Origin of the sequence: Pseudoclavibacter sp. RFBA6 (assembly GCF_002931575.1) — a bacterium.
Taxonomy (GTDB): domain Bacteria; phylum Actinomycetota; class Actinomycetes; order Actinomycetales; family Microbacteriaceae; genus Pseudoclavibacter; species Pseudoclavibacter terrae.
Map to the genome: position 1 here is coordinate 282891 of NZ_PSUA01000003.1, position 24849 is coordinate 307739.

22 protein-coding genes are annotated in these 24849 nt (G+C 69.4%); 19 read left to right on the forward strand and 3 right to left on the reverse strand.

Translation table 11 applies throughout. The features are described from left to right. The first annotated feature begins 12 nt into the window (after positions 1 to 12). The 7 genes from C5C17_RS01895 (at position 13) to C5C17_RS01925 (ending at position 7279) form a co-directional block, all read left to right on the forward strand. Complete coding sequence (locus tag C5C17_RS01895; protein ID WP_104251673.1) at positions 13 to 1377, forward strand: ABC transporter substrate-binding protein; 1365 nt, start codon at positions 13 to 15, stop codon at positions 1375 to 1377. Further along, entirely contained in the window at positions 1374 to 2363 is a 990-nt protein-coding gene (locus tag C5C17_RS01900; RefSeq protein ID WP_104251674.1) for a carbohydrate ABC transporter permease, read from the forward strand. The genes C5C17_RS01895 and C5C17_RS01900 overlap by 4 nt, the downstream gene beginning before the upstream one ends. Continuing rightward, positions 2356 to 3303 (forward strand): carbohydrate ABC transporter permease, encoded by a 948-nt coding sequence (locus tag C5C17_RS01905; protein WP_258065801.1) that lies wholly within the window; start codon positions 2356 to 2358, stop codon positions 3301 to 3303. Before C5C17_RS01900 ends, C5C17_RS01905 begins: the two co-directional genes overlap by 8 nt. Next, positions 3300 to 4235, forward strand: a complete 936-nt coding sequence (locus tag C5C17_RS01910) for an amidohydrolase (protein ID WP_104251675.1) — start codon at positions 3300 to 3302, stop codon at positions 4233 to 4235. The genes C5C17_RS01905 and C5C17_RS01910 overlap by 4 nt, the downstream gene beginning before the upstream one ends. Next, positions 4232 to 5374: an aldo/keto reductase gene (locus C5C17_RS01915; protein WP_258065803.1), complete on the forward strand. Its 1143-nt coding sequence runs from the start codon at positions 4232 to 4234 to the stop codon at positions 5372 to 5374. The genes C5C17_RS01910 and C5C17_RS01915 overlap by 4 nt, the downstream gene beginning before the upstream one ends. Further along, the gene (locus C5C17_RS01920) at positions 5371 to 6219 is read left to right on the forward strand and encodes a fumarylacetoacetate hydrolase family protein (RefSeq protein WP_104251676.1); all 849 of its coding nucleotides are present in this window, start codon (positions 5371 to 5373) and stop codon (positions 6217 to 6219) included. Before C5C17_RS01915 ends, C5C17_RS01920 begins: the two co-directional genes overlap by 4 nt. Positions 6220 to 6517: 298 nt before the next feature. Beyond that, the gene (locus C5C17_RS01925; protein WP_104251677.1) at positions 6518 to 7279 is read left to right on the forward strand and encodes an SDR family NAD(P)-dependent oxidoreductase; all 762 of its coding nucleotides are present in this window, start codon (positions 6518 to 6520) and stop codon (positions 7277 to 7279) included. Positions 7280 to 7382: 103 nt separating this feature from the next. Here C5C17_RS01925 and C5C17_RS01930 read toward each other — a convergent pair whose 3' ends face one another. Both C5C17_RS01930 and C5C17_RS01935 read right to left on the reverse strand, forming a co-directional pair. Then, the gene (locus C5C17_RS01930; protein WP_104251678.1) at positions 7383 to 8009 is read right to left on the reverse strand and encodes a dihydrofolate reductase; all 627 of its coding nucleotides are present in this window, start codon (positions 8007 to 8009) and stop codon (positions 7383 to 7385) included. Further along, positions 8006 to 8815 (reverse strand): thymidylate synthase, encoded by an 810-nt coding sequence (locus tag C5C17_RS01935; protein WP_104251679.1) that lies wholly within the window; start codon positions 8813 to 8815, stop codon positions 8006 to 8008. The genes C5C17_RS01930 and C5C17_RS01935 overlap by 4 nt, the downstream gene beginning before the upstream one ends. 171 nt (positions 8816 to 8986) lie before the next feature. Between C5C17_RS01935 and C5C17_RS01940 the strand changes: the two genes are divergently transcribed. Continuing rightward, a complete protein-coding gene (locus tag C5C17_RS01940) occupies positions 8987 to 9838 on the forward strand; it encodes a sugar nucleotide-binding protein (RefSeq protein ID WP_104251680.1) in 852 nt (283 codons plus the stop codon). 200 nt (positions 9839 to 10038) lie between these two features. Then, entirely contained in the window at positions 10039 to 11799 is a 1761-nt protein-coding gene (locus C5C17_RS01945; protein WP_104251681.1) for an amidohydrolase, read from the forward strand. Positions 11800 to 12052: 253 nt separating this feature from the next. Here the strand turns inward: C5C17_RS01945 and C5C17_RS01950 are convergent, their stop codons facing one another. Further along, entirely contained in the window at positions 12053 to 12784 is a 732-nt protein-coding gene (locus C5C17_RS01950) for a FadR/GntR family transcriptional regulator (RefSeq protein WP_104251682.1), read from the reverse strand. 121 nt (positions 12785 to 12905) lie between these two features. Between C5C17_RS01950 and C5C17_RS01955 the strand changes: the two genes are divergently transcribed. From C5C17_RS01955 to C5C17_RS02000, 10 genes are all read left to right on the forward strand, one after another. Beyond that, positions 12906 to 14051: a mandelate racemase/muconate lactonizing enzyme family protein gene (locus C5C17_RS01955; RefSeq protein ID WP_104251683.1), complete on the forward strand. Its 1146-nt coding sequence runs from the start codon at positions 12906 to 12908 to the stop codon at positions 14049 to 14051. A 256-nt stretch (positions 14052 to 14307) separates the two neighbouring features. Next, positions 14308 to 15453, forward strand: coding sequence for a Gfo/Idh/MocA family protein (locus C5C17_RS01960; RefSeq protein ID WP_219820449.1), 1146 nt, complete (start codon positions 14308 to 14310; stop codon positions 15451 to 15453). A 71-nt stretch (positions 15454 to 15524) separates the two neighbouring features. Further along, positions 15525 to 16439: a sugar phosphate isomerase/epimerase gene (locus tag C5C17_RS01965; RefSeq protein WP_104251685.1), complete on the forward strand. Its 915-nt coding sequence runs from the start codon at positions 15525 to 15527 to the stop codon at positions 16437 to 16439. A gap of 165 nt (positions 16440 to 16604) precedes the next feature. Then, positions 16605 to 17360, forward strand: coding sequence for an SDR family NAD(P)-dependent oxidoreductase (locus tag C5C17_RS01970; RefSeq protein WP_104251686.1), 756 nt, complete (start codon positions 16605 to 16607; stop codon positions 17358 to 17360). After that, positions 17345 to 18502, forward strand: coding sequence for an aldose 1-epimerase family protein (locus tag C5C17_RS01975; RefSeq protein ID WP_104251687.1), 1158 nt, complete (start codon positions 17345 to 17347; stop codon positions 18500 to 18502). The genes C5C17_RS01970 and C5C17_RS01975 overlap by 16 nt, the downstream gene beginning before the upstream one ends. Before the next feature lie 98 nt (positions 18503 to 18600). Continuing rightward, the gene (locus C5C17_RS01980; protein WP_146079044.1) at positions 18601 to 20028 is read left to right on the forward strand and encodes a CaiB/BaiF CoA-transferase family protein; all 1428 of its coding nucleotides are present in this window, start codon (positions 18601 to 18603) and stop codon (positions 20026 to 20028) included. Further along, the gene (locus C5C17_RS01985; RefSeq protein WP_146079045.1) at positions 20025 to 21323 is read left to right on the forward strand and encodes an extracellular solute-binding protein; all 1299 of its coding nucleotides are present in this window, start codon (positions 20025 to 20027) and stop codon (positions 21321 to 21323) included. The genes C5C17_RS01980 and C5C17_RS01985 overlap by 4 nt, the downstream gene beginning before the upstream one ends. Then, positions 21320 to 22114, forward strand: coding sequence for an enoyl-CoA hydratase/isomerase family protein (locus tag C5C17_RS01990; RefSeq protein ID WP_104251688.1), 795 nt, complete (start codon positions 21320 to 21322; stop codon positions 22112 to 22114). The genes C5C17_RS01985 and C5C17_RS01990 overlap by 4 nt, the downstream gene beginning before the upstream one ends. Positions 22115 to 22439: 325 nt before the next feature. Next, positions 22440 to 23660: a fumarylacetoacetate hydrolase family protein gene (locus tag C5C17_RS01995; protein ID WP_258065809.1), complete on the forward strand. Its 1221-nt coding sequence runs from the start codon at positions 22440 to 22442 to the stop codon at positions 23658 to 23660. Next, a complete protein-coding gene (locus C5C17_RS02000; RefSeq protein ID WP_219820450.1) occupies positions 23657 to 24685 on the forward strand; it encodes a LacI family DNA-binding transcriptional regulator in 1029 nt (342 codons plus the stop codon). Before C5C17_RS01995 ends, C5C17_RS02000 begins: the two co-directional genes overlap by 4 nt. The last annotated feature ends 164 nt before the right edge of the window (positions 24686 to 24849 follow it).

Here is a 24849-nt window from a genome sequence, read left to right on the forward strand (position 1 = left end):
GAAGGACGCACAATGTTGCAAGATTCGTCCCAGAAGCGCCGAAGCAGGCGCATCGCCACCATCGCGGCAGCTGCTGCATCAGCCCTGCTGCTCGCCGGATGCGCCGGAGGAGCCAGCGGAGAGGTCAACAGCGAGTACGGGTTCCAAACGGCAGAGCAGGAAGCCGGCAGCCCCATCATGGTGTGGGTCGACGCGGCCCGCGAACCGGCAATCGCGGCCTTCCAGGAAGCCAACCCCGACGTGCCCATCGAATACGAGGTCTACGACGGCAACGCCGGTGGCAGCGGCACCTTCCAGACGCGCATCGCGCTCATGGACCAGGCGGGCGAAGGATGGCCGGACGTCGTCTTCTCGACGCAGCAGAACGACGCCTCGTGGGCGTCCCAGCCGGCACCGGGTGGCGGGCAGGGCTTCGCAGCTCCCCTCAACAAGGGCTTCTTCGACCAGGAGTTCCTCGACGGCTTCTCCACCGGTGCCCTCGACCCGTCCACGATCGACGACACCGTGTACGGCCTCCGCAACGACCTCGCGCAGGTCGTCACCTACTACAACCAGTCGCTGCTCGACCAGTTCGGCTACGACGTGCCGACGACGTGGGAGGAATACGGGCAGCTCGGCGACAAGCTCGCAGCCGAGCACCCGGGCTACATCCTCGGCAGCGTCGGCGACGCCTTCATGCCATACGTCTACTACCAGGGCTCGCAGTCGCCGGTCTTCCAGACCGAGGGCGACACCTTCGTCGCCGACATGGAGTCGGAGAACTCGGTGGAGATCACCAAGATCCTCGACAAGATGATCGCGAACGGCACGATCGTGCAGGACAGCGTGTTCAGCGCCGAGTTCACGTCGAAGTACGCCGACAAGGTCGTCGTCATGCCCGGGCCGGTCTGGTACACGGGCGCCGTCTTCCAGAGCGGACTCCAGGTGCCGGAAGGGCAGCTGGGCGTCGCGGCCCCGCTCGCCTGGGAGGGCGAGGAGATCGCCACAGGCAACGTCGGCGGCGGCATCTGGTACGCCTCCAGCCACACCAAGAACCTCGAAGCGGTCAAGACGTTCCTCGAGTTCGCGGTCAGCGCCCCCGAATTCCAGGTCGAGCTCTCGAGCGGCTACCCGGCGTACTCGTCGGCCGCTGAGGGGTGGCTCGGCAAGCTCGCCGACACCGGCTACTTCATCGACGGCTTCGAGCAGCAGATGATCGACGCGGGCGGCAGCATCTGGAGCGGCTGGGCATCGGCGCGCTTCAGCCCCGAGACCGGATGGGCGACGACCGTGATGCCCGCCATCGCCGAAGGCAAGACCATCGAGTCGGTGCTCCCCGCCTGGCAGACCGAAGTGCTCAACGAGGCACAGGTGAACGGGTACACGGTCGCCGAATGACCTCCACCCCGCTCGAATCCGAGACGCGGTCTGCACCCGCGGTCGGCGCCGCTCCCCAGAGCGACGCCGACCCGGCAGGACCGAGGAAGCCACGCAAGGCGGGGCGACAGCGCGCCGCTAACCCGCTCGCGAACGAGACCCGCTTCGGGTACATCTTCGTCAGCGGCTACGTGCTGCTGCTCCTCGCCTTCGGCATCGTCCCGACGCTCTACGCGGTCTTCCTCTCGATCACCGAGAACGGCGTCTTCGTCGGCATCGACAACTTCGTCCGCGTCTTCGGCGACTACCGCTTCCTGCCTGCCGTCGGCCACGTCACGCTGTACATCGTCTTCTGGCTGATCAGCCTCATCGTGCTGGTCGTGTTCCTGGCCATCATCGTGCATTCGATCCGCGCGAAGTGGCTGAGCGTCAGCATCCGCTTCCTCTACTACATCCCGGGCGCCATCGCGGGGGCATCGAGCGTCATGCTCTGGCTGTTCCTGCTCGACCCCACCGTCAGCCCCGTCGCCGGCCTCCTGCGTGCAATGGGCTACGACTCGCTCATCCGCACCGTCTCCATCGACAACCTGCCGATCGTCTTCACCGTCATCGCGTTCTGGACCGGGGCCGGCAGCTGGATCGTCATCATGTACGGCGCGCTCAACAACATCAGCAACGAGGTCATCGAAGCGGCGAAGGTCGACGGCGCCAACCCCCTGCAGGTGGCCCTCCACATCCAGCTGCCCATGATGACCAAGTGGATCTCCTACATGGGCATCATGTCGCTCGCCGCGGGAACGCAGCTCTTCGTCGAGCCGCGCGTGCTCTCGCAGGCCAGCCGCGGCGTCGTGCCGGAGGACTACTCCCTCAACCAGCTCGCCTACCTCTACGCGTTCAAGCAGGGCGACTTCTCGGGCTCCGCGGCCATCTCCATCACGCTCCTCGTCGTCGCCCTCGCGCTCTCGACGATCTTCATCCTCAAGGGAAAGCTGTTCGAACGTGACTGACACCGTGATCTCAAGGAACGTCGAGCACCAGGACACCGCGCATCCGCCGACCAAGGCGCTCGCCCGGAAGCTCACACCGGGCGAGTGGATCATGCGCATCGTGCTCGGCGCAGTCATCGCCTCGTTCGTCGTGTTCTTCCTGCTCCCGATCGTGTGGCTCCTCCTCGCCGGCACGAAGGATGCCCGCTCGCTGCTGCTCGAGAACCCCATGTCGTTCGGCTCGTTGGAGCAGCTGGCCACCAACTGGGAGCAGCTGTTCAGCTTCCAGAACGGCATCTTCCTCACCTGGATCGGGAACTCGGCGCTCTACTCGTTCGGCGCCCTCGTCATCACGCTCATCGTGAGCGTCCCCGCCGGCTACGCCCTCGCGCTCGGCAACTTCAAGGGCCGCAAGGCGCTGCTGCTCGTGACGCTCATCGTCATGCTCATCCCGAACACCGCCCTCGTGCTGCCGATCTTCCTCGAGCTGAGCGCAGTCAAGCTCATCGGATCTCCACTTGCCGTGATCCTGCCGTTCTCGTTCTTCCCATTCGGCGTGTACCTGACCTACATCTACTTCTCCACGGCGGTGTCCCGAGACCTGCTCGACGCCGCACGCATCGACGGCGCCAGCGAGCTCCGAGTCTTCGCGCAGGTCGCGATGCCGCTCGCCGCACCCGTCATCGCGCTGGTCGGGTTCTTCAGCTTCACCGGCAACTGGAACAACTACTTCCTGCCCTTCCTCATGGTGGGCGGCAAGAACGTGCCGGTGCAGGTCGGCCTCGCGAATCTGCTCTCCAACGTGCCGCAGTTCAACCCGACGACCGCGACGAGCATCGTCATCGAGCTGCCGACGCTCGCCCTCGCGACACTGCTGTCGGTCGCGCCGATCGTCATCATCTTCCTCTTCTCGCAGCGCTTCCTCGTCGACGGCATGACCGCGGGCGGCACGAAGGGATGAGCACGCGGGGCGCGGGGTCACGTGCGGTGGAGGCGAGTGAGCGCGGGGTATGTGTCGCGACTTCGCGCATCCCGCTCGACACGCACGTGCACCTCTGGGACCGATCGGTGGTGCCGCAGACCTGGATCGACCCGGACTCCATGCCGGCCATCGACCGCGAGTTCTCCGGCACGGACCTGACCGCGCAGCTGCGCGAGGTCGGCGTGACCCGCGCCGTGGTCGTGCAGTCCGACCGCACGCTCCTCGAGAACGACTTCCTCCTCGACGAGGCGCTGGAGGCGCACGAGGTGGTCGGCGTCGTCGGCTGGGTGGACCTGCGCGGTGGGGCGGACGGCGTGCGCCTGCAGCTGGATCACCTCGCCAGGCACCCGGGCGCGTCGAAGCTCGTCGGCATCAGACATCCGGTGCACATCGACGAGGACGAGCGGTGGCTCTCCCGCGACGACGTCGCCGCGGGCCTGGCCGAGCTCGGCACGCGGGGTCTGAGCTTCGATCTCGTGATCAGGCCATGGCAGCTCGAGCAGGCCGCACGCCTCGCGCGGCGCGTGCCAGGAACGACCTTCGTGCTCGACCACCTCGGCAAGCCCCCGCTGTCGACGGGCGAGCTCGAGACCTGGCACTCCGGACTGCGGCAGCTCGCGGCGCTGCCGAACGTGGCCGCGAAGATCTCCGGTCTCACGATCGAGGACGACTGGGGCGACTGGTCGCAGTCGGCCGTGGCGCGTGCCATCGACCCGGCGCTCGAGCTGTTCGGACCGTCGCGTCTCATGTTCGGGTCCGACTGGCCACTCGTCCGGCTCACGCGCGGCGGCTACCGCGACTGGATCGATGCGTACCGATCCGCCACCGCGTCACTGAGCCTTGCCGAGCAGCGGCAGATCGACGTCGGCACCGCCGACCGGGTGTACGGGATGCGCGGGGTGGGCGCGTGAGCGCGGCCAGCGGCTCTCGGACGGCCGGCGACTCCGACGGCTTCAGCCCCGAACCTGCGGGGGATGCATCCGCCGGCACCCGCAGAGCTCCGCACAGCCCAGGTCTGCCGCGGCGACGCATCGGCGACTCCGCCGTGCACGTCAGCCGCATCGGGTTCGGTGCCGCCTCGCTCGGCAACCTCTACCGCGAGACGAGCGACGAGGAGGCCGCGGGCGCCGTGACCGCCGCCTGGGATGCCGGCATCCGGTACTTCGACACGGCCCCGCACTACGGACTCGGGCTCTCCGAGCGACGCCTCGGGGCGGCGCTCGCGGCCTACCCGCGCGACGAACTCGTCATCTCCACGAAGGTCGGCCGACTGCTCGTGCCCAATCCGGAACCCTCCGGCCTCGACGACGGCTTCGTCGTGCCCGACACCCTCGTGAGGCGCTGGGACTTCAGCCGCGACGGCGTGCTCCGCAGCCTTGAGGGCAGCCTCGAGCGCCTCGGCACCGACCGAATCGACATCGCGTTCGTGCACGACCCCGACGCCTTCAGCGAAGGGGCCGCCCGCGAAGCGCTCGTGACGCTGCGCGAGCTGCGCGACGAGGGAGTCGTCGGTGCGATCGGCGTCGGCACCAACGAGACCAGCCAGCTCGGCACACTCTTCGACGAGCGCCTCATCGACGTCGCCATGCTCGCGGGCCGCTACACGCTGCTCGAGCAGCCAGGCCTCGAGAGCGTGCTCGAACCCGCCCGCAGGGCAGGGGCATCCGTCATCGCCGTCGGCGTCTACAACTCCGGCCTGCTCTCGACTCCTCGCCCCGGCCCGGACGCCGTCTACAACTACCTCCCAGCGCCGCCCGAGGTGCTCGAGCGGGTTCACCACATCGCGGACACGTGCGAGCGACACGGAGTGACGTTGCCGGATGCGGCCCTCGCGTTCCCCCTGCAGCACCCCGCAGTCGCCGGAATCGCGCTCGGGATGCGCAGCGCCGCGCAGGTGCGCGACAACCTGCGGCGAGCATCCGTCGACGTCCCCGCAGAACTGTGGTTCGACCTCGCCCAGCGGGGGCTCATCGACCCCAGAAGCATCAGCACCCGAAGCATTCCGAGCACCCCAAGCATCCACACAGACCCCCAGGAGGAAACACCGTGAGATTCGTTCAGCGTCGCGACGGCGACCGAGTCGTGCCAGGCATCGTCGACGGCGACCGGGTCTACGACCTCACCGGCGTCGACCAGGTCGACGGCGAACTGCTCGCCCGCTCGGCGGAGCAGCTCGGCGAGCTCGAAGCCGCCGCCCTCGCCACTCAGGGGCGAGCCCTCGAAGGACTCGACCTCGCCGCCCCCATCGCGCGCCCCGTGAAGATCGTCTGCATCGGCCTCAACTACCGAGACCACGCCGCCGAGACAGGAGCCGCGATACCCGAGGAACCGGTCATCTTCATGAAGGACCCCTCGACGATCGTCGGCCCCTTCGACGCCGTCCGCATCCCCCGCACCTCGGTCAAGACCGACTGGGAAGTCGAACTCGGCATCGTCATCGCCCGTGAGGCCCGCTACCTCGCCTCGCCAGCCGACGCCGCAGACGTCATCGGCGGCTACGTCCTCTCGCACGACGTGAGCGAGCGCGAGTTCCAGCTCGAACGCGGCGGCCAGTGGGACAAGGGCAAGAGCTGCGAGACCTTCAACCCGCTCGGGCCGTGGGTCGCGACACCCGACGAGATCGCCGACGTGCAGTCGCTCGGCCTCCGGCTCAGCGTCAACGGCGTCCAACGTCAGAACGGCACGACCGCCGACCAGGTCTTCGACGTCAACCACGTCGTCTGGTACCTGAGCCAGTTCATGGTGCTCCAGCCAGGTGACCTCATCAACACGGGCACCCCCGCCGGCGTCGCGCTCGGCATCGACGGCAACCCCTACCTGCGCGACGGCGACGTCGTCGAGCTCTCCATCGACGGCCTCGGCACCGCACGGCAGCGCTTCGAGGACGCCTCGTGAGCGCAACGAGCATGGCGGGCGCCGGTTCCCGCGCCCACTCCCAGTCCCGCGCCGCGCGTTTCGGGATGGGAAACGCGCTTCGTTCGGGGGAGTCTCCCGCAACGAAGCGACGTTCCCAGCCCGAGTCTGCCGGAGTGGCGCCTGCCGACGGCGCGGCAGGTCGAGTCTCGACCTGCACAGGGATCCGCCCGTCCGTTCCCACATCTTTCGGGATGGCTTCCACGCTTCGGGATGGGCTGCAAGCCATCCCGAAGAGTGGAACCCATCGCGACTCGTCGAGTCGCGTCGGGATCGCCGCATGAGCGGCGATGAGTTCGGCGGGCGGGTCGCGATCGTCACGGGCGGTGCATCCGGGATCGGGGCGGCCGTCGCCGAAGAGCTCCTCGCGCGCGGCGCCGACGTCGCCGTCTTCGACCTGAACGGGGGCTCGGTCGAGGGGCCGGCCTTCGGCGCGAGCGTCGACGTGTCCGACAGGAGATCGGTGGATGCGGGGGTCGCGGCCGTGCTCGAGCGCTTCGGCCGGCTCGACGTCGTCGTCAACTGCGCCGGCATCGGTGCGTTCGGGACCGTCGAGGACTCGAGCGACGAGGACTGGGCGCGCGTGCTCGACGTGAACGTGCAGGGCGTGGCTCGCGTGTGCGCCGCGGCGATGCCCGCGCTTCGCGAGTCGGACGCGGCAGCCATCGTCAACCTCACGTCGATCGCGGCCACCACGGGCATCCAGCAGCGCGCCCTCTACTCGGCCACCAAGGGTGCCGTGCACGCGTTGACGCTCGCGATGGCCGCCGACCACGTGCACGACGGCGTCCGCGTGAACGCCGTCTCGCCAGGCACCACCGATACCCCGTGGGTGCAGCGGATGGTCGCGAACGTCGCCGACCCAGAGGCGGAACGCGCGGCCATGAATGCTCGCCAGCCGACGGGGAGGCTCGTCACCCCTGCCGAGGTCGCCGGCGCCGTGGCGTACCTCGCGTCCCCGCGTTCCGCGTCCACCACCGGCAGCGTGGTCGCCGTCGACGGCGGGTTCGGCGGCCTGCGGGTGAGGCCGGTTCAGGCGTAGCCGATCCGGAGACCCCCGCGCTGCTGCTCCGCAGCCTCCACGACCGCTGCCAGTCGAATGGCCGTCTGCGGGCCTCGCTGGAGGGCCATTCGACTGGCAGCGATCAGCTGCGTGGGCGGCTCAGGCTCAGGAAGCGGTAGCGGATGCCGGTGCGCGACTCGAACCACCCCTCCGACGGGTCGCGCGCATCCACCCGCCAGGCGTCGACCGACCAATCCGGGGCGTACGCGTCGCCCTCGACGTCGAGGTCGATCTCAGTGACTTCGAGACGGTCGGCGCGGGCGACCGCCTCACGGTACAGCTCGCCGCCGCCCATGACCCAGGCCTCCGTCGGGGCGACCACGTCGTCGCTGCCAGCGGGAGCGCCGTCGCCGAGCGATGCGTCGACGAGCGCAAGCGCCTCCTCGAGCGACCCCGCCCGTTCAGCGCCCTCGGAGGCCCACTCGGTCTGCCGTGTCACCACGATGTTGCGGCGCCCCGGCAGCGGGCGGAAGCGCTCCGGCAGCGAGTCCCAGGTCTTCCGGCCCATGATCACAGGGTGCTTGAGCGTGACGGCCTTGAAGTGCGCCAGGTCCTCCGGCACATGCCAGGGAATATCGCCGTCGGCCCCGATCACGCCGCCGCGCGCCTGCGCCCACACCAGCCCGACCGTCAGGCTGCCCGTCGCCTCGCTGTGAGCCTGCGCACGCACAGCATCCGCGGCCCAAGCAGCCCCCGCCGCGTCGCTCATACCGCGATCGCCGCGCGGATCGTGGGGTGATGCTCGTAGTTCGCGACCTCGAAGTCCTCGAACTCGTAGTCGAAGATCGTGTCGGGCGTACGGTGGATGCGCAGCTGCGGGTACGGGTACGGGTCGCGGGTGAGCTGCTCACGCACCTGCTCCTCGTGGTTGTCGTAGATGTGCACGTCGCCGCCCGTCCACACGAACTCGCCGGGCTCGAGGCCCGTCTGCTGCGCGACCATGAGGGTCAGCATGGCGTAGGACGCGATGTTGAACGGGACGCCGAGGAAGAGATCGGCGCTGCGCTGGTACAGCTGGCAGGAGAGCTTGCCGTCGGCGACGTAGAACTGGAAGAGGGCGTGGCACGGGGGCAGTGCCATGGTGGAGATCTCGGCCGGGTTCCACGCGGTGACGATGTGGCGGCGCGAGTCGGGGTTCGCGCGGATCTGCGCGACGACCTGCTCGATCTGGTCGATGTGGCCACCCTCGGGTGTCGGCCAGGATCGCCACTGCACGCCGTAGACGGGGCCGAGGTCGCCGTTCTCATCGGCCCACTCGTCCCAGATCTTCACGCCCCGCTCCTGCAGCCAGCGCACATTCGAATCACCGCGCAGGAACCACAGGAGCTCGTACGCGATGGACTTGAAGTGCACGCGCTTCGTGGTGATGAGGGGGAAGCTCTCCGACAGGTCGTACCGCAGCTGGCGGCCGAACACGCTGCGCGTTCCCGTGCCGGTGCGGTCGGACTTGTGGGCGCCGTTCTCGAGGACGTCGCGCAGCAGGTCTTCGTACGGGGTCAGGATCTCCGAGGTCACGTCCCGAGGATACGCCCGCGGCGTCGGACTGCCCAGTCGTCCGTGGGTACGCGTCGCCCGGTGTCGACCTCGCGCGTCTGGCCACCGAGAGCTGCCGCTCGGGGCCGCTCTCAGGGGCGTCGTCGCGACCCTCTGGGGCGACTCGCGGGAGTCGAGTTCTACGCTCGGGGGATGAGCACCCCCGCCTCGCCGACGTCCGCGCCCGCCCGCCTGCTGATCGCGGGCTTCGGCAAGCTCGGCGCGCGACTGGGGGAGCGCTACGCCGCGCGCGGGACGGAGGTCTTCGGCATACGTCGGAGCGAAGGCGACGCGGGGGCGGGCATCGAGCTCATCGCCGCGGACCTCGCCAGCCCGAAGGCCCCGCCCCTCACGCTGCCTGCCGTGGACGCTCTTGTCATCACGCTCCCGCCGCCCGCCGTCGACGGCGTCGTCGCGCCGGACGGGTATCGGCGCTCCCTCGAGGCGCTCGCGGCGAGCCTCCCCGGCGCCCCGGACCGGGTGGTCTTCGTGTCGTCGACGCGCGTGTTCGAAGGGCGCGGCGACGGCCACCCGATCAGCGAAGCGGACGCGCCAGCCCCCGCCTCGGACCGCGCGCGTGCGCTTGTCGACGGCGAGCGTCGCGCTGTCGAGCTGTTCGGCGCATCCGTCATCAGGCCGTCAGGGATCTACGGTCCCGGTCGGGACAGCCTCGTCAGGCGCGTCCGCGAGGGTGCCCCTCTCCAGTACGCGCGTCGCACCAACCGAGTGCACGAGAGCGACCTGGTGCGGGCGATCGAGGCGATGCTCGAGCGGAACGATGCGCCCCCGTTGCTCCACGCAACTGATGCGCACCCCGCCTCTCTGGGTGAGGTCGCCACCTTCGTGGCCGGAGAGCTCAGCGTGGCCGCGCCCCCGCGCGTCCACCCGGAAGAGGCCAGCGGCACGCTGCTGGGCGGCGAGCGGATGCTGCAGCTGCTCGGCACGCTCGACTACCCCGGCTACCGCGAGGGCTACGCCGAGATGGTCCGCCTCCGCACGAGCTGACGCGGTCGCAGCGTGGCGTAGCCAGCGGAGTCAGCGAGGGCGGCCTTGTGGTCGTTGTGGGGCGATTTCGACGACCACAACTCCGCCCCTCGGCGCGCCGACGGGCGACGCGCCATACTTGTGGCGTCGCCAAGAGGGGCCCTGCTGCACCATCCCCGCATTCGTTGCCGCGGCCTCGCCGCGGCGCCCGAAGGAGTCGCATGTCAGAGCCAGCCTCCACCTCCACCGCCCTCGCGCACGCAGCGCCGGACTCGTTCATCCTCACGGCTGGCACGGTCGTGACGATGGATGCGCAGCTGCCGCGCGCATCCGCCGTCGCCGTCGCTGCCGGCAAGATCGTGGCGGTCGGCACGCTCGCCGAGTGCCTCGAGGTGGTGCCAGGCGCTCCCGTCATCGACAGCGGCGCACCCGTGCTGATGCCGGGCTTCATCGACCCGCACAGCCACCCGTTCCTGAGCGGCCTCGCGACGCAGCTGCCAGCCTTGTCGATCGCGCCGTGGAAGGCCCCGACGTGGAGCGAGGTGCTGAGCATCTTCTCGCAGGCGATGGCCGAGCACGACGCCGACGTCCCGCTGCTCTTCAACGGCTTCGACGCGCTCCTGCATGGGCGCCCCGCCCCGACGGCCACCGACCTCGACGACATCTTCGGCGACCGGGTCGCGGTGGTCGTCGACAACTCCGGGCACGCCTGCTCCTTCACGTCGGCGCTCATCCGCAGCCGAGGGTGGGACGCGACCCCGCCCGCCGACCCCGTCGGTGGCTCCTTCGCGCGCGACGCGGACGGCGCCCTCACCGGCATCTCGTTCGAGATCCCGGCGAACACGGCCGTGCTGGGCCCCGTCATGCAGCAGCTCGGCGGCAGCCCGCTCGGCAGCGCAGCCGAGTACTACGCCCTCATGGCGCGGGCGGGCATCACGTCGACCTCCGACATGACGTTCTCCACCGACCTCGCCCCCGCCTACGAGGCGCTCGCGGCCATGCCATCCTCGCCCCTGCGCGTGAGCCTCTGGGAGGTGTCGACGGCCACCGACCCAGGGGCCGCCGCGACCTTCGACGCCGGCGAGGAGCGCCTCGTGAAGCAGGGCGTGAAGCTGTGGACGGACGGCTCCCCGTGGATCGGCAACATCGCCACCTCCTTCCCCTACCTCGCGAGCGACGCGACGAGACGCGCCGGCCTCGACCCGGCGACGGCGGGCGGCCCATCCGCCATGAACTACTCGCGAGCGCAGGTGGACGCGACGCTCGACGCCTGCGCACCGCTCGGCTGGCAGATGTCGTTCCACGCGAACGGCGACCTCGCCATCGACTTCGCGCTCGACGCCTACGAACGCGCCCTCGCCCAGCACGGGCTGCTCGGCACGGACCACCGCTGGCGCATCGAGCACGCCGGGGCCGGGCGCCGCGACCAGTTCGAGCGCGCCGCGCGCCTCGGCGTGCACGTGTCGCTCGCCCCGTTCCAGTACTACTACTGGGGAGACCTGCTCGACGGGCAGATGTTCGCTCCCGAGCAGGGCGCGCGCTGGCAGGCCTTCGCGGATGCGGTGGAGGCTGGGGTCGTCGTCTCGCTGCACAACGACGGCTCGGTGTCACCGCCGTCGCCCATCCTGAACGTGCAGACGGCCGTGACTCGGCGCACGAGCAGCGGGCGCATCCACGCTCCGAAGCAGGCCATCTCCGTGGATGCGGCGCTCAGGGCGCACACGATCGACGCGGCGCGCGCCCTCCACCGCGAGCACCTCGTGGGCTCGATCTCGGTTGGTAAGCTCGCCGACTTCGTGGAGCTGGGCGCTGACCCGTATGAGGTGCCTCCCCGCTACCTCGACGAGCGGGTCAAGGTGCTCGGCACCTGGGTGGGCGGCGCACGCGTCGACCTTCCGGAATTCCTCGCCGCGGCGCATGCCAGCGACCCGGCCCCGCACGCCCACCACTCGGTACGCGGCCTCACCGGCCACGGCTGCTGAGGAGAGCGTCAGCTCGCGAGATGTGTGGCTGCGCGTACCTCGCTGCCGCACATGCTGCGTTTCGCCGCAACTCGCTGGTGGATGCGTGCGCGAGCGTCGGCCGCCTAGTGCCCGCCGCATGCAGAGCGTTGTGGCTTTGTGCGGTTCGGTGCGGCCCTGAGTGCATTCCGCCACAACTCTGCGTGCGGATGTGGCGGCCGCGCGGGACCGGAAGCCTGGGGGCCCACGTCCGTCAGCAGCTGGCGCCCACAGGCTAGTCGCGGATGCGGCGGCGCTCCCACGCGAGCGCGATGTGGTCGCGCATCTCGCGCGCGGCGGCTTCCGCGTCTCCGGCCTCGATGGCGTCGTACACGCGCTGGTGCTCGTCGAGGGTGAGGCGAACCGCGTCGGGGCCGGGCGCGCCGTAGTAGCGGCTGCTCTCGCCCGCGCGCTTGGAGAGGCTGCGCGCGATGCCTGACGCGAGGCGGTCGCCCGCGACGTCCATGACGGCGAAGTGGAAGGCGACGTCGGCGGCGGCGAATGCCTCCCGCTGCTCCGCTGTCGCGTGCATGGTGTCGAGATGGCCGTGGATGATGAGCAGCTCGTCGTCGTTTCGTGCGCCGGCGGCCGCGGCGGCGATGCTCGACTCGAGCTGTCCTCGCACGACGGCGAGCTCGTCGAGGATCCCGAGCGTCTCGTCGTTCTCGATCATCGTGCCGAGCACGACCTTGTCGAGGATGTTCCACTCGGACTGCGGGGCGATCTGCGTGCCGCGGCCCTGGACGACGGAGACCATCCCCTTCTCCTCGAGGCGCTTCATGGATTCGCGGATGACGGTGCGGCTCACGCCGAAGTTCTCGCAGAGCTCGGTCTCGGTGGGGAGGAGGTCGCCGGGGGCGACCTCACCGGTGACGATGGCGGAGACGAGGTCGTGCACGACTTGCACGCCGAGCCTGGCGGCGGGCGTGCGGTGGGCGCCGAGCCGCGGCGTGGTGGTGCTTGGCATGCGGCGATTGTAGTCACGAAGTGATGGGCGGGCCGGTGAACACGGACAAAAGCGCGAAAAACGTATGACGAATAAATCATGTGATGTATGCTGAATCTCCCATCTGAAGATCAAGGACGATATGAAGATCACCGGCTTCCGTTTGCTCACCACCAGGCACGACTGGGGGCGGTCGATCGGCGACGTCAACGGGCACATCCGCGCTGCGGTCACCGACGTCCCGATCGTGATCCTCGAGACTGACGAAGGGGTCGAAGGCGTCGGCATCGGCTCTCACGCCGACGTCGCGAGGCTCTTCCCAGCGCTCGAGGGAGAGGATCCCCGCGCGGTCTCGTCGCTCTTCGATCGCATGCTCGCCCAGGTCTTCAAATCGGGTCACGCCGGCGCGACCTACGGTGGGGTGGCGACGCTCGACGCCGCCCTCTGGGACCTCAAGGCGAAACTCGCCGGCGAACCCCTGTGGCGTCTGCTCGGCGGGCGCGACAGGTTCGTGCCCGGGTACGCATCCGGTCTCGACATCGCCCTCGACGACGGAGAGCTCGCCGCGTTCTACGAGGACTTCGCCGATCGCGGCTACGTGGCAGGCAAGCTCAAGGGTGGTGTGGACCCGCTTGCCGATCTGCGCCGTCTCCGCGTCATGCAGGCCGCGCTCGGCCGCAACACCCCGAATCCCGGTCTGATGCTCGACGCCAACGAATCGTGGCAGGTAAAGCAGGCAGTGCGCTACGTGTCGGCGATCGAGGCCGAGGTCGACCTGCTGTGGGTCGAGGAACCGCTCCGGCGGTGGGATGCGCTCGGTCACGCGCGCCTGTCCGCCGCCGTGCGCGCGGCCGTCGCCACCGGAGAGAACCTGACCGGTGTCGACCAGTTCCGTCCGCTGTTCGACGCCGGTGCGCCCGACGTCGTGCAGGCCGGTGCGATCTGGGGGGTCACGCACGTGCTGCGCCTCGCGTACGCGGCGGACGCCAGGAACCTCCCCGTCAGTCCGGTGGGCTACAACGCGAATCCCGCGGTAGCTGCGGCGATGACGGCGGTGCCCAACCACCTGACGACCGAGGTGCAGTCGCTGCACTGGGCGCACGGCATGAGCGTCGATCAGGAGTTCGCCGACGGGGGAATCGTGCTGGGGGACGCCATCGGGTCCGGCATCTCGATCGACGAGTCCGCGATCGTGGATGCGGGGCGGGGCTGGGCGGATCCGGCTGGTCCGCACATGCGGCCGTCCCGGGCTGGCCTCCGGGTCGTGCTGGACGGCGTCGAGCGCTGAGCGATCGAGTGGCGCGGCGGCGCGGCTGCGCGGTGGCGCGGCGCGGCTGCGGCTGCGGCTGCGGCTGCGTGTGCGTGCGTGTGCGCCGGTCGACTGGGCATGTGTCGGGCGCGACGAAAGAACCCGCGGGGAGGACTTGCGGCGGGATCGTCACATCGCTAGATTGGGTGCAATGGCAGCGCTACCAGTAGCGCTCACATACGATGGGCCGACCAGCCCGAAACAGACGCTCACGCAACGGCGCGAAGGAGTCGCAGTGTCCACGAGTTTTACTGAAGCACAGGCCGAGACGGCACAGGCCGGCAGCAACCGCCTCCTCCCAGACGGCCCCATCCGGGCCCGCTCCGCGAAGATCGGCGCCATCGGCGCTGGCGCCATCATGGCAGACCAGCACCTCGCCGCCTACAGCGAGGCCGGATTCCCCGTCGTCGCCATCGCCTCCCGCACGAAGGCCAACGCGCAACGCGTCGCCGAGCAGTGGGGCATCCCGACCGTGCACGACACCCCGGAACAGCTCATCGAGAACCCGGACGTCGAGATCGTCGACATCGCGTATCCGCCCGACCTGCAGCCCGCCCTCATCCGCAAGGCCCTCACGCAGCCGCACGTCAAAGCCGTGCTCGCCCAGAAGCCCCTCGCCCTCACCCTGGACGAGGCCATCGCCCTCCGAGACGAGGCGGAGGCCGCCGGCAAGATCCTCTCCGTCAACCAGAACATGCGCTACGACCAGTCGATCCGCGTGCTCAAGCAGCTCCTCGACGGCGGCGACCTCGGAGAGCCCGTCTTCGTCGAGATCGACATGAAAGCCGTGCCCCACTGGCAGGGATTCCTCGAAGGCTACGACCGCCTCACCCTCGCCAACATGAGCGTGCACCACCTGGACGCCCTGCGCTTCCTCTTCGGCGACCCAGACGAGATCATGACCGTCACCCGCACCGACCCGCGCACCCAGTTCCCGCACACCGACGGCATCGTCGTCTCCACGCTGCGCTTCCCCGGCGGGCTCCTCGCCCTCTCCACCGAAGACGTATGGGGCGGCCCCCGCGAAGACGGCTTCGACGACGACTTCTCCATCACCTGGCGCGTGGAAGGCACACGCGGCGTCGCCAAGGGAACCATCGGCTGGCCGAACGGCACCCCCTCGACCATCACCTACGCATCCGCCACCCGCGACGACGGCGGCCCGTCGACCGACGGCAAATGGGTGACCCCCACCTGGGACACCCACTGGTTCCCGCACGCCTTCATCGGCGTCATGGAACAGCTGCAGTACGCCGTCGAGACCGGCAGCGAGCCAGCGCTCACCGTCGCCGACAACGTCAAGACCGTCGCCCTCATCGAGGCCGGCTACCGATCCATCGACGAGCGCCGCCCCGTGCGCCTCGACGAATTCCCCCTCTGACTCCAACACCGCACCCACTTCACCACCACCTCAACCGGCCAACAGCCCCCACAGAAGGAGCAAAGAAGCTCATGATCCAAGTCGGCATCTTCAGCGGATACTTCCCCTACGACCTCAAGACCACCGCCCAGAAGGCACGCGAGCTCGGCTTCAACACCGTCCAGCTCGACCTGCACTTCAAGGACCTCGACCTCACCGCAGGGCAGATCACGAAGGAGAAGGCGAAGCTCGTCGCCGACACCTTCCGCGACAACAACCTCCCCATCTCGGCGATCTCCGGCTACACGAACATCGTCCACCCCGACCCCGACCACCGCCGCGCCAACGTCGACTACCTGAAGGAGATCATCCGCAACGCGCGCTCCTTCGGCACGCCGTACGTCATCTCCGAATCGGGCACCTTCAACCCGGACAGCGAATGGGACAGCGACCCGCACAACAAGACCGAGGACGCCTACGAGCAGGTGCGCGACGTGCTCGCCGAGCTCGCGCAGGAGGCCTACGACCACGGCTCGATCTTCCTGCTCGAGACGTACGTCAACAACGTCATCGGCTCCGTGCGCGAGACTGTGCGCGTCTTCAATGACATCCGCTCGCCCGGCATCGAGCTGCTCATGGACCCTACGAACTACTTCGACGCGTCCAACATCGACGACCAGGCCGGCGTGCTCAACGAGGTCTTCGACACGCTCGCCGACAAGGTGCGCGTCGCCCACGCCAAGGACGTCAAGCGGGCCGGTGACGACAAGAGCGAGAAGCACGCCGACATCGGCGACGACGACGCGCTCGCATCGCACACCTTCCGCGGCGTCGGCGAGATCGAGCTGCCGGCCGCCGGCCTCGGCTCGCTCGACTACGAGCTCTACCTGCAGCGCCTCGCGGAGCGCAACCCCAACGCGCCGCTCATCATCGAGCACCTCGACGAGTCGGACATCCCGCGCGCGAAGAAGTTCATCGACGACATCCTGCGCAAGTACTCGATCTAGTCGCGCTGGGCGCTCGCGACTCGCTGCTCGCGGCGCACCCCGTCGAACTTCGGTGACAACTCGAGCCGAAATGCCCGAAAAGGGTGGATTCTGGCCGAGTTGTCACCGAAGTTTGACGCGAAGGCAGATGCGCAACCCAACGAACAGGCTTCGGCCGGAGGAACCATGACGAAAACAGGTGAGAAGCCGGTCGCGATCGTGACCGGCGCCGGCGGATCGCTCGGGCGGGCGACCGCGCTGCGACTCGGACGCGACGGCTTCGCTGTCGCGGTGCTCGGACGAGGCGGGGCGACCCTCGCGGAGACTGCCGAGGAGCTGCGCGCGGCGGGCGTGCCGACGTACGTGCTCGAGGTCGACCTGCGCGACGCCGCGGCGATCAAGGCCGCGGTGCGCGAGGCGGAGGTCGAGTTCGGGCCGGTGCACGCGCTCATCAACAACGCCGCGATCTACCCGCCGACGCCGTTCTTCGACATCACCGTCGAGGAGTTCGACGACGTCGTCGCGGTCAATCAGCGTGGCTACTTCGTCGCGGCCCAGGCGGCGGCCGAGCTGATGCGCGAGCGCGGCAAGGGCGCGATCGTCAACATCGGCTCCATCACGTGGAGCGGCGGCTGGGACAAGCTTGCGAGCTACGTGACGACGAAGGGCGCGGCCGTCGCCATGACTCGCGCCCTGGCGCGCGAGCTCGGCGAGTTCGGCATCCGCGTGAACCTGCTCTCGCCGGGTGCGTTTCCCACCAAGGCCGAGGAGATCCACGAGAACCCCGAGCAGTACACGCGGTTCGTGCTCGACCATCAGTCGCTCAAGCGGCGCGGTGACCCCGACGAGGTGGCGAGCGTCATCTCGTTCCTCGTGGGCAAGGACTCGAGCTTCGTGACCGGTCAGACGATCAACGTCGACGGCGGATGGGTGATGATGTGAGCGAGCGGGCAGCAGGACCAGGCGTCGACGTGTTCGGTTCGAACCTCTCGGTGGCCGAGCTCCGCAGGCGCACGGGCGACCTCTCGGCCGTGGCGGGCATCCGCCAGGTGGTGCTGGACAACGGCGTGGAGCGTGGCGTGCGGGCGATCGACCTGCGCACCTCCGCTGGCCTCGAGCTCGAGGTGCTGGTCGACCGGGCGTTCGACCTCGGATCGATGCGCTTCCGCGGTGCCCCCATCGGGTGGCGCAGCGGCAACGGCTTCCGCCACCCGGGGCTGCACGAGCACAACGATGAGGGTGGGCTGTCGTGGCTGCGCGCGCTCGACGGCCTGCTCGTCTCGGGCGGTCTCGACCACACCCTGTTCGGGGGTGAGGTGGATGCGACGCGCTACAACTACCCGCCGAAGCAGACCGTCACCCACGGGCTGCACGGGCGGCTGACCGCGATTCCGGCTCGGTTGCTTGAGGCTCGCGAGGTCGAACGTGAGGGCCGCGTCGTGTTGCGGGTCGTCGGCGAGGTGATCCAGGCGACGGCGTTCGGCGAGCACCTGCGCCTGACGCGCACGATCGAGCTCGACTTCGACGGTCGCGAGGTGCGCTTCGACGATGTCGTCGACAACCTCGGATTCGATCCGACGCCGCACATGTTCCTGTACCACATCAACGTCGGCTGGCCGTTCCTGGATGAGGGTGCGAGGTTCGTTGCGCCTATCACGAGGCACCTCTGGCAGTCGGACTCTGTCGCGGAGCAGGGCACGAGCTACCGCGTCATGCCGGCCCCGATCGACGGTTTCGTCGAGCAGGTCACCGAGCATGAGCTGGTGGTCGGCGACGACGGCAGGCACCGTGTGGCGCTGATCACGGCGGGTGGGGAGCGGGGCATCGAGCTGAGCTGGGAGGCCGCGGGCATGCCGCACTTCTTCGAGTGGCAGAACCTGCGCAGCGGCCAGTACGGCATCGGCCTCGAGCCGAGCACGCATCATGTGTCGGGGGATGCGGCCTCGCGCCAGGACGGCACGGCGCTGTTCCTCGGGCACGGGGAGTCGCGCGGCTACTCGACGACCATCCGCGTGCTCGACGGGGTCGCGGAGACGAGTGCGGTCGAGGCCGCGATTCGTGCCATCGGCGATCAGCCGGATTAGAACTCCATGCCCGGGGCTGACGATGACGTTGGCTCCGGGCGTCCTACACTTGAGATGTTAGCGCTGCCAGTAGCGCATCCACCGAAACGAGGAACACCATGAGCGGCGCAGAAGACACCAGCGAGACGCACCAGGCAGAGGCCGGGGTCGGCGGAGGAATCCTCTCCGGCATCCGAGTGCTCGACTGCTCGATCGCCATGGCGGGCCCGTTCGCGGCGCAGCGCCTCGGCGACCTCGGCGCCGACGTCATCAAGGTCGAGCCGCCGGCAGGCGAATGGCAGCGCCACGCCCCTGCCGGGGGTGCAGCAGGCAACGAGATCAACGTGTCGTTCCTCTCGCTGAACCGGAACAAGCGCTCCATCGCCCTCGACCTCAAGTCCGACGACGGCCGCGAGGTGCTGCGCGAACTCGTCGCCACGAGCGACGTGTTCCTGCAGAACTACCGTCCCGGCGTGGCCGCCCGCCTCGGCGTCGACTACGACACCCTCAGCGCCATCAACCCGAGCCTCGTCTACGTGTCGGTCTCCGGCTACGGCGAGGACGGCCCGTACAAGATGCGGCCGGGACAGGACCTGCTCCTCCAGGCCATGAGCGGTGCGATGCTCTCGACCGGCCGCGACGGCGAGCCCCCGCAGGCCGCCGGCCAGTACCTCGTCGACGCCGTCACCGCATCCACGGCATTCGAGGGCGTGCTCGCCGCGCTCTTCCACCGTGAGCGCACCGGCGAGGGGCAGCTCGTGACCGTCAACATGCTCGACGCGATCACGACCCTGCAGATGCAGGAGCTCTCCGTGTTCACGGCCGGCGGCGTGCCCCAGCAGCGCAGCGCCGAACCGCACGCGCACGTCTACATCCGCTCGCCCTACGGCTCGTTCGCGACCTCCGACGGCTTCATCGTGCTCGCCATGCCAGACCTCGAGGAGCTCGGCCGCACGATCGGCGAGGACAGCTTCATCGGCCTGCACACGCTCGACGACTCGTGGCGCCTGCGCGACGAGGTCTTCGCCAAGACCGCTGCCCGCCTCGCGACGAACACGAGTGCGCACTGGCTCGACGCGTTCTCGAAGACCTCCATCTGGGCCGGCCCCGTCTACGGCTACGCCGACCTCGTCGCCGACCCGCAGATCGCGCACAATGGCACGTTCGTCGAGTACGAGCACCCCACCGAGGGGCTCGTGAAGACGCCCGGCTTCCCCTACAAGTTCTCCAAGACGCCAGCGCGCATCGACCGAGGCGCGCCGCTCACGGGCGAGCACACGCGAGAGATCCTCAGCGAGCTCGGGCACGCGGCCGCCCACATCGAAGAGCTCGCCGAGCGCGGCGCGATCGCCGTGCACGCCACGCTCGACAACGTGCGGGAGCAGCTCGGGGGCGCGGTGTCGGCCGACGGGACGGCACTGCCCGGCGGGTCGGATGCGGTTCTCCCCGGAGAAGGGGCGCCAGAGCAGGCCGCGGCTTCTGCGGCAGACGGGGCCGGCTCGGATGCGCCCGCCGCACCCGCCGGCGTGAGCGCCCAACGATCATGAGCGCGCACTCGCCGTCGCCGTCACCCTCGCCGACCCCCGCCTCGGCGCCGCGCTACCGGGGCCTCACCTGGGACCACCCGCGGGGCCGGCACGCGCTCGAAGCGGCGGCAGCTGTCGCCGCCCGTGACGGGCAGGCCCTCATCGAGTGGGAAGCGCATCCGCTCGAGGGCTTCGAGTCGGCGCCGATCGCCGAGCTGGCCGAGCGGTACGACCTCATCGTGCTCGACCATCCGCACCTCGGTGAAGCGGTCGCCAGCGGCTCGTTTCGGCCGCTCGACGACGTCTTCGACGTTGCGCTCCTCGAGCGGATCGCCGCTGACGCGATCGGCCCGAGCTTCACGTCGTACTCGCTCGCCGGGTCGCAGTGGGCGCTTCCGCTGGACGCGGCCACCCAGGTTGCGGCGGCACGCGTCGATCTGATCGCCGGGGAGGTGCCGACGACCTGGAGCGACGCCGTCGCGCTCTCCGAAGATGCCCCCGTCGCGCTGTCGCTCGCCGGCCCGCACGCGTTCCTCGCGTTCGCGTCCGTGCTCGCAGGGGCCGGCGCGCCGATCTCCGACAGTCCTGCCGAAGGGTCCCTCTTCTCCTCCCGCACTGCCGCTCAGGAGGCGTTCGCGCTGCTCCACACCATCGCCCGCCGGTCCCCGGCAGCGACGCAGGGCGAGAACCCCATCGCCCTCCTCGAGCGCATGTCGAGCAGCGACTCGCTCGCCTATGTTCCCCTCGTGTACGGGTACGTGAACTACTCGTCGCCCACCCTGCAGTTCCGGGATGCGCCGCGCTGGGCCGCATCGGCGCGCCTCGGTTCCACGATCGGCGGCACGGGCATCGCCATCTCGAGGCGCTGCCGCGTCACCCCCGAGCTCGTCGCGCACCTCGCCTGGCTGCTCGACTCCGAGACGCAGCGCACGTTCATCCCGGAGCACGACGGTCAGCCCGGACTGCGCTCCGCGTGGCACGACGCCGACGTCAACGAGGCCGCGCACGACTTCTACGCGAACACGGCGGCGACCATCGAGGAGTCATGGGTGCGCCCGCGGTACGACGGATACATCGCGTTCCAGACGACAGCATCCGAGCTGTTGCGCGACGCACTGCTCAGCGACACCACTTCTGCAGAGCAGCTCCGTGAAGCGTGCCTCGACGACCTCTCGGCGGCCTTCGCCGCATCTGCATCTGCAGGTGCACCGTCGTCTGCCGCCTCATCACCAGCGAACGCTGCATCGACGCGCATCGATGCACCGGATGCGCGCGTCCCCTCCACCCCACCCACGACGTCTGGAGTCAGCTCATGACCGACAGCCTTCCCCAGCTCGCGACCGACGAGATCCTCGTCGAGCTCGACGGCTTCACCGCGACCGTCACCATCAACCGCCCAGCGAAGCTCAACTCGGTGACGCAGGAGATGTCCGACGCGCTCGTCGCCGTCGCCACCTGGGCCAACGACAGCGACGACGTACGCGTCATCATCCTCACCGGCGCGGGTGAGCGGTCCTTCTGCGCAGGCAGCGACATCCGCTCGCTCGACAAGTACGCGACACCCTGGGACTTCCGCAACCGCGAGGACTACTGCGACGCCCTCCGCGCCCTCCGCAAACCCATCATCGCCGCCATCAACGGCTACGCCTTCGGCGGCGGGCTCGAGACGGCCATGACCTGCGACATCCGCCTCGCCGCCGAGACCGCCTCACTCGCCGCCCCCGAGATCAAGCTCGGCTGGATCGGCGGCGGCGGGATGGCCTCCTTCCTCGCCCACTCCGCCGGCGCGAGCAACGCGGCCCTCATGCTCCTCACGGGCGACCCCATCTCGGCGCAGCAGGCACTGTCCTGGGGGATCGTCTCCGAAGTGCTGCCCAGCCAGCAGCTGCTCGGCCGGGCCCGCGAGCTCGCCGCAGTCATCGCATCCCGGCCACCCATCGCGGCCGAGACCGCGAAGGCCAACCTGCGCGCCTCCTACAACTTGAGCCAGGACGCGGCCGTCGCCTACGAACGCGACCTCCAGACCATCACCTTCGCGACCGCCGATGCCGACGAGGGCCGTGCCGCCTTCGCCGAGAAACGCGAGGGAGTCTTCCACCGCCGCTGACGCCGAATCGACCTGAGACCGAATCGAGCCGAGCCGAGCCGAGCCGACCATGTCGGCCACGAGCCTCGACTCATTTGATCTCCCGCCTTCGTCTCGGGATGGGTCTCACGCTTCGGGGTGGGTTGCAAGCCATTCCGAAGCGCGAAAGCCATCCCGAAATTGCCCTGCGCGAACCTCGAGACCGGCCTACACCCCGCCACCTCCACCTCGCCACCCGGCCACCTCGCCACCCGGCCAGGCCGCCATCGAAGCGTTTGACCGCAACCTCACCACGGACTCGCCTCGACCGACGACCACGATCACGACCAGAACCTCAGGAGCTCACATGACATCGCAGCAGATGGCCTCAGGCCAGCAGCCGGCAGCCGGATGGTCGGGCAGCGCCGCCCAGGCGCTCCCCGCCGACGGGACGACGGGCACGCTCGTCGGACGGGTCTGGGACCCGGCGGTCGGCGGCCCATCACCGGTGCTGGTCACGGCTGATGGCGTTCTTGATCTGAGCGGGACCTTCGCGACCGTCAGCGACATCACCGAGTCGGCCGACCCTGCGGCCGCGGTGCGTGCGGTGGCAGCGGACGCGCCGAGCCTCGGCTCGCTCGACGAGATCTTCGCGAACACCGAGCCCACCAGTCGCGACGAGTCCAAGCCGTGGCTGCTCGCCCCCGTCGACCTGCAGGTGCTGAAGGCGGCCGGCGTGACGTTCGCGGTTTCCATGATCGAGCGTGTCATCGAGGAGCGGGTGCGCGGCGACATCGAGGCGGCGGCGAGGATGCGCGAGCAGATCCTCGCCGAGATCGGTACCGACCTCGCGAACCTGAAGCCGGGGTCGGTCGAGGCGATGGCGCTCAAGGCGTACCTCGTGGGGGAGGGGCTGTGGAGTCAGTACCTCGAGGTCGGCATCGGCCCGGACGCGGAGATCTTCACGAAGGGCCCGACCCTCTCGGCGATGGGCACCGCCGAGCAGGTCGGCGTGCACTCCTCGTCCGAGTGGAACAATCCGGAGCCTGAGGTGGCGCTGCTCATCGCATCCACCGGCGCCATCGTCGGCGCGACGCTCGCGAATGACGTGAACCTGCGCGACGTCGAGGGACGCTCGGCGCTGCTGCTGCCGAAGGCGAAGGACAACAACGCGTCATGCGGGCTTGGCCCGTTCATCCGCCTCTTCGACACAGGCTTCGACCTGGACTCGGTGCGGGGCATGACGGTGGACCTCGACATCGTCGGCCTCGACGGCTTCACCCTGCACGGCTCCTCCGACCTCGCGCAGATCTCCCGCGACCCCGCCGACCTCGCCGCGCAGCTGCTCGGCCCGCACCACCAGTACCCGGACGGGGCCGTGCTCATGCTCGGCACGATGTTCGCGCCCATCGTCGACCGCGACCAGCCCGACCACGGGTTCACGCACCACGCCGGTGATGTCGTGCGGATCTCCTCACCTGCCCTCGGTAGTCTGGTGGGCCAGGTACAGACCAGCGAGGAGTGCGCGCCGTGGACATTCGGGATCGCAGCGCTCATGCGCAACCTGGCGGCCAGAAGGCTGCTGTGACCAGGCGGTCGACGCAGAAGGTGACGCTCACCGACGTCGCGGCGTCGGCGGGGGTCTCTCCGCAGACCGTTTCGCGGGTGCTGCGGACGCCAGAGCTCGTGTCGGTCGACACCCTCGAGCGGGTGCAGTCGGCGATCGGCGCGCTCGGCTACGTGCCGAACCTGGCCGCGTCGAACCTCGCGTCGAACCGGTCGATGACGGTCGCAGCGATCGTCCCGTCGATCTCCGCGTCGGTGTTCGCGGATGCGCTGCACGGCCTCGAGGTGATGCTCTCGCCGTCCGGGTACCAGCTCTTCATCGGCACGACCGGGTACAGCCCGGAGCACGAGGAGGAACTCGTCCGGGCCTTCCTCGGGCGTCGACCGGATGGCATGTTCATCGTCGGCGCCCAGCACACGGATGCGGCGTCGACGCTGCTGCGCGCGTCCGGCATTCCCGTCGTCGAGGCGTGGGACTCGAGCGAGAATCCCGTCGACAGCCTCATCGGCTTCTCCAACGAGGATGCCGTCCGCGCGCTCGTCGAGTACGTGCGGGACAGGGGATACGCGCATCCGACGTTCGCGGGCTCGTTCCAGTCCGGCGACTTCCGTGCGGCGGCGAGGCGCGCGAGCTTCGAGGCGTCCGTCGCCGAGCTGTACCCGGGCGAGCCGGTGCGGGTCGTCGACTCCGGAGTTGCGGCGGTCGACCTCGAGACGGGCCGCGACCTGCTCGATGCGACGCTGCGCGAGCATCCCGAGACCGACGCGCTCATGTTCGCGAGTGATGTCTTCGCGGCCGGCGCCGTGCTCGAATGCGCTCGCCGAGGGGTGTCCGTGCCTGGTGAGCTCGCCGTGACCGGCTTTGGCGACTTCGAGCTGTCGTCGCATCTCACGCCGACACTCACGACCGTGGCGGTGCCCAACCGGGAGATCGGCACGAAGGCCGGCGAGCTGCTGCTGGCGCGCATGAGCCGCGGTGGTGCGGATGCGCCAGAGGGCGAGACCGTCGACCTCGGCTTCGAGGTCGTCGCCCGCGAGAGCGCGTAGCGGCCCTCATCCACGTCGTCCGGCGCGTCGATGCGCTGAGGGCCTGGGCGGAGGGCGCGCTGGAGTCGGACTGCCAACGTTGTGGCATTGTGCCGTTCGTGTCGGTGGGGACAGCGTTTGTCCACAACTTCGTCACGGGCGGATGCCGCCCGTGCAGCTGACTC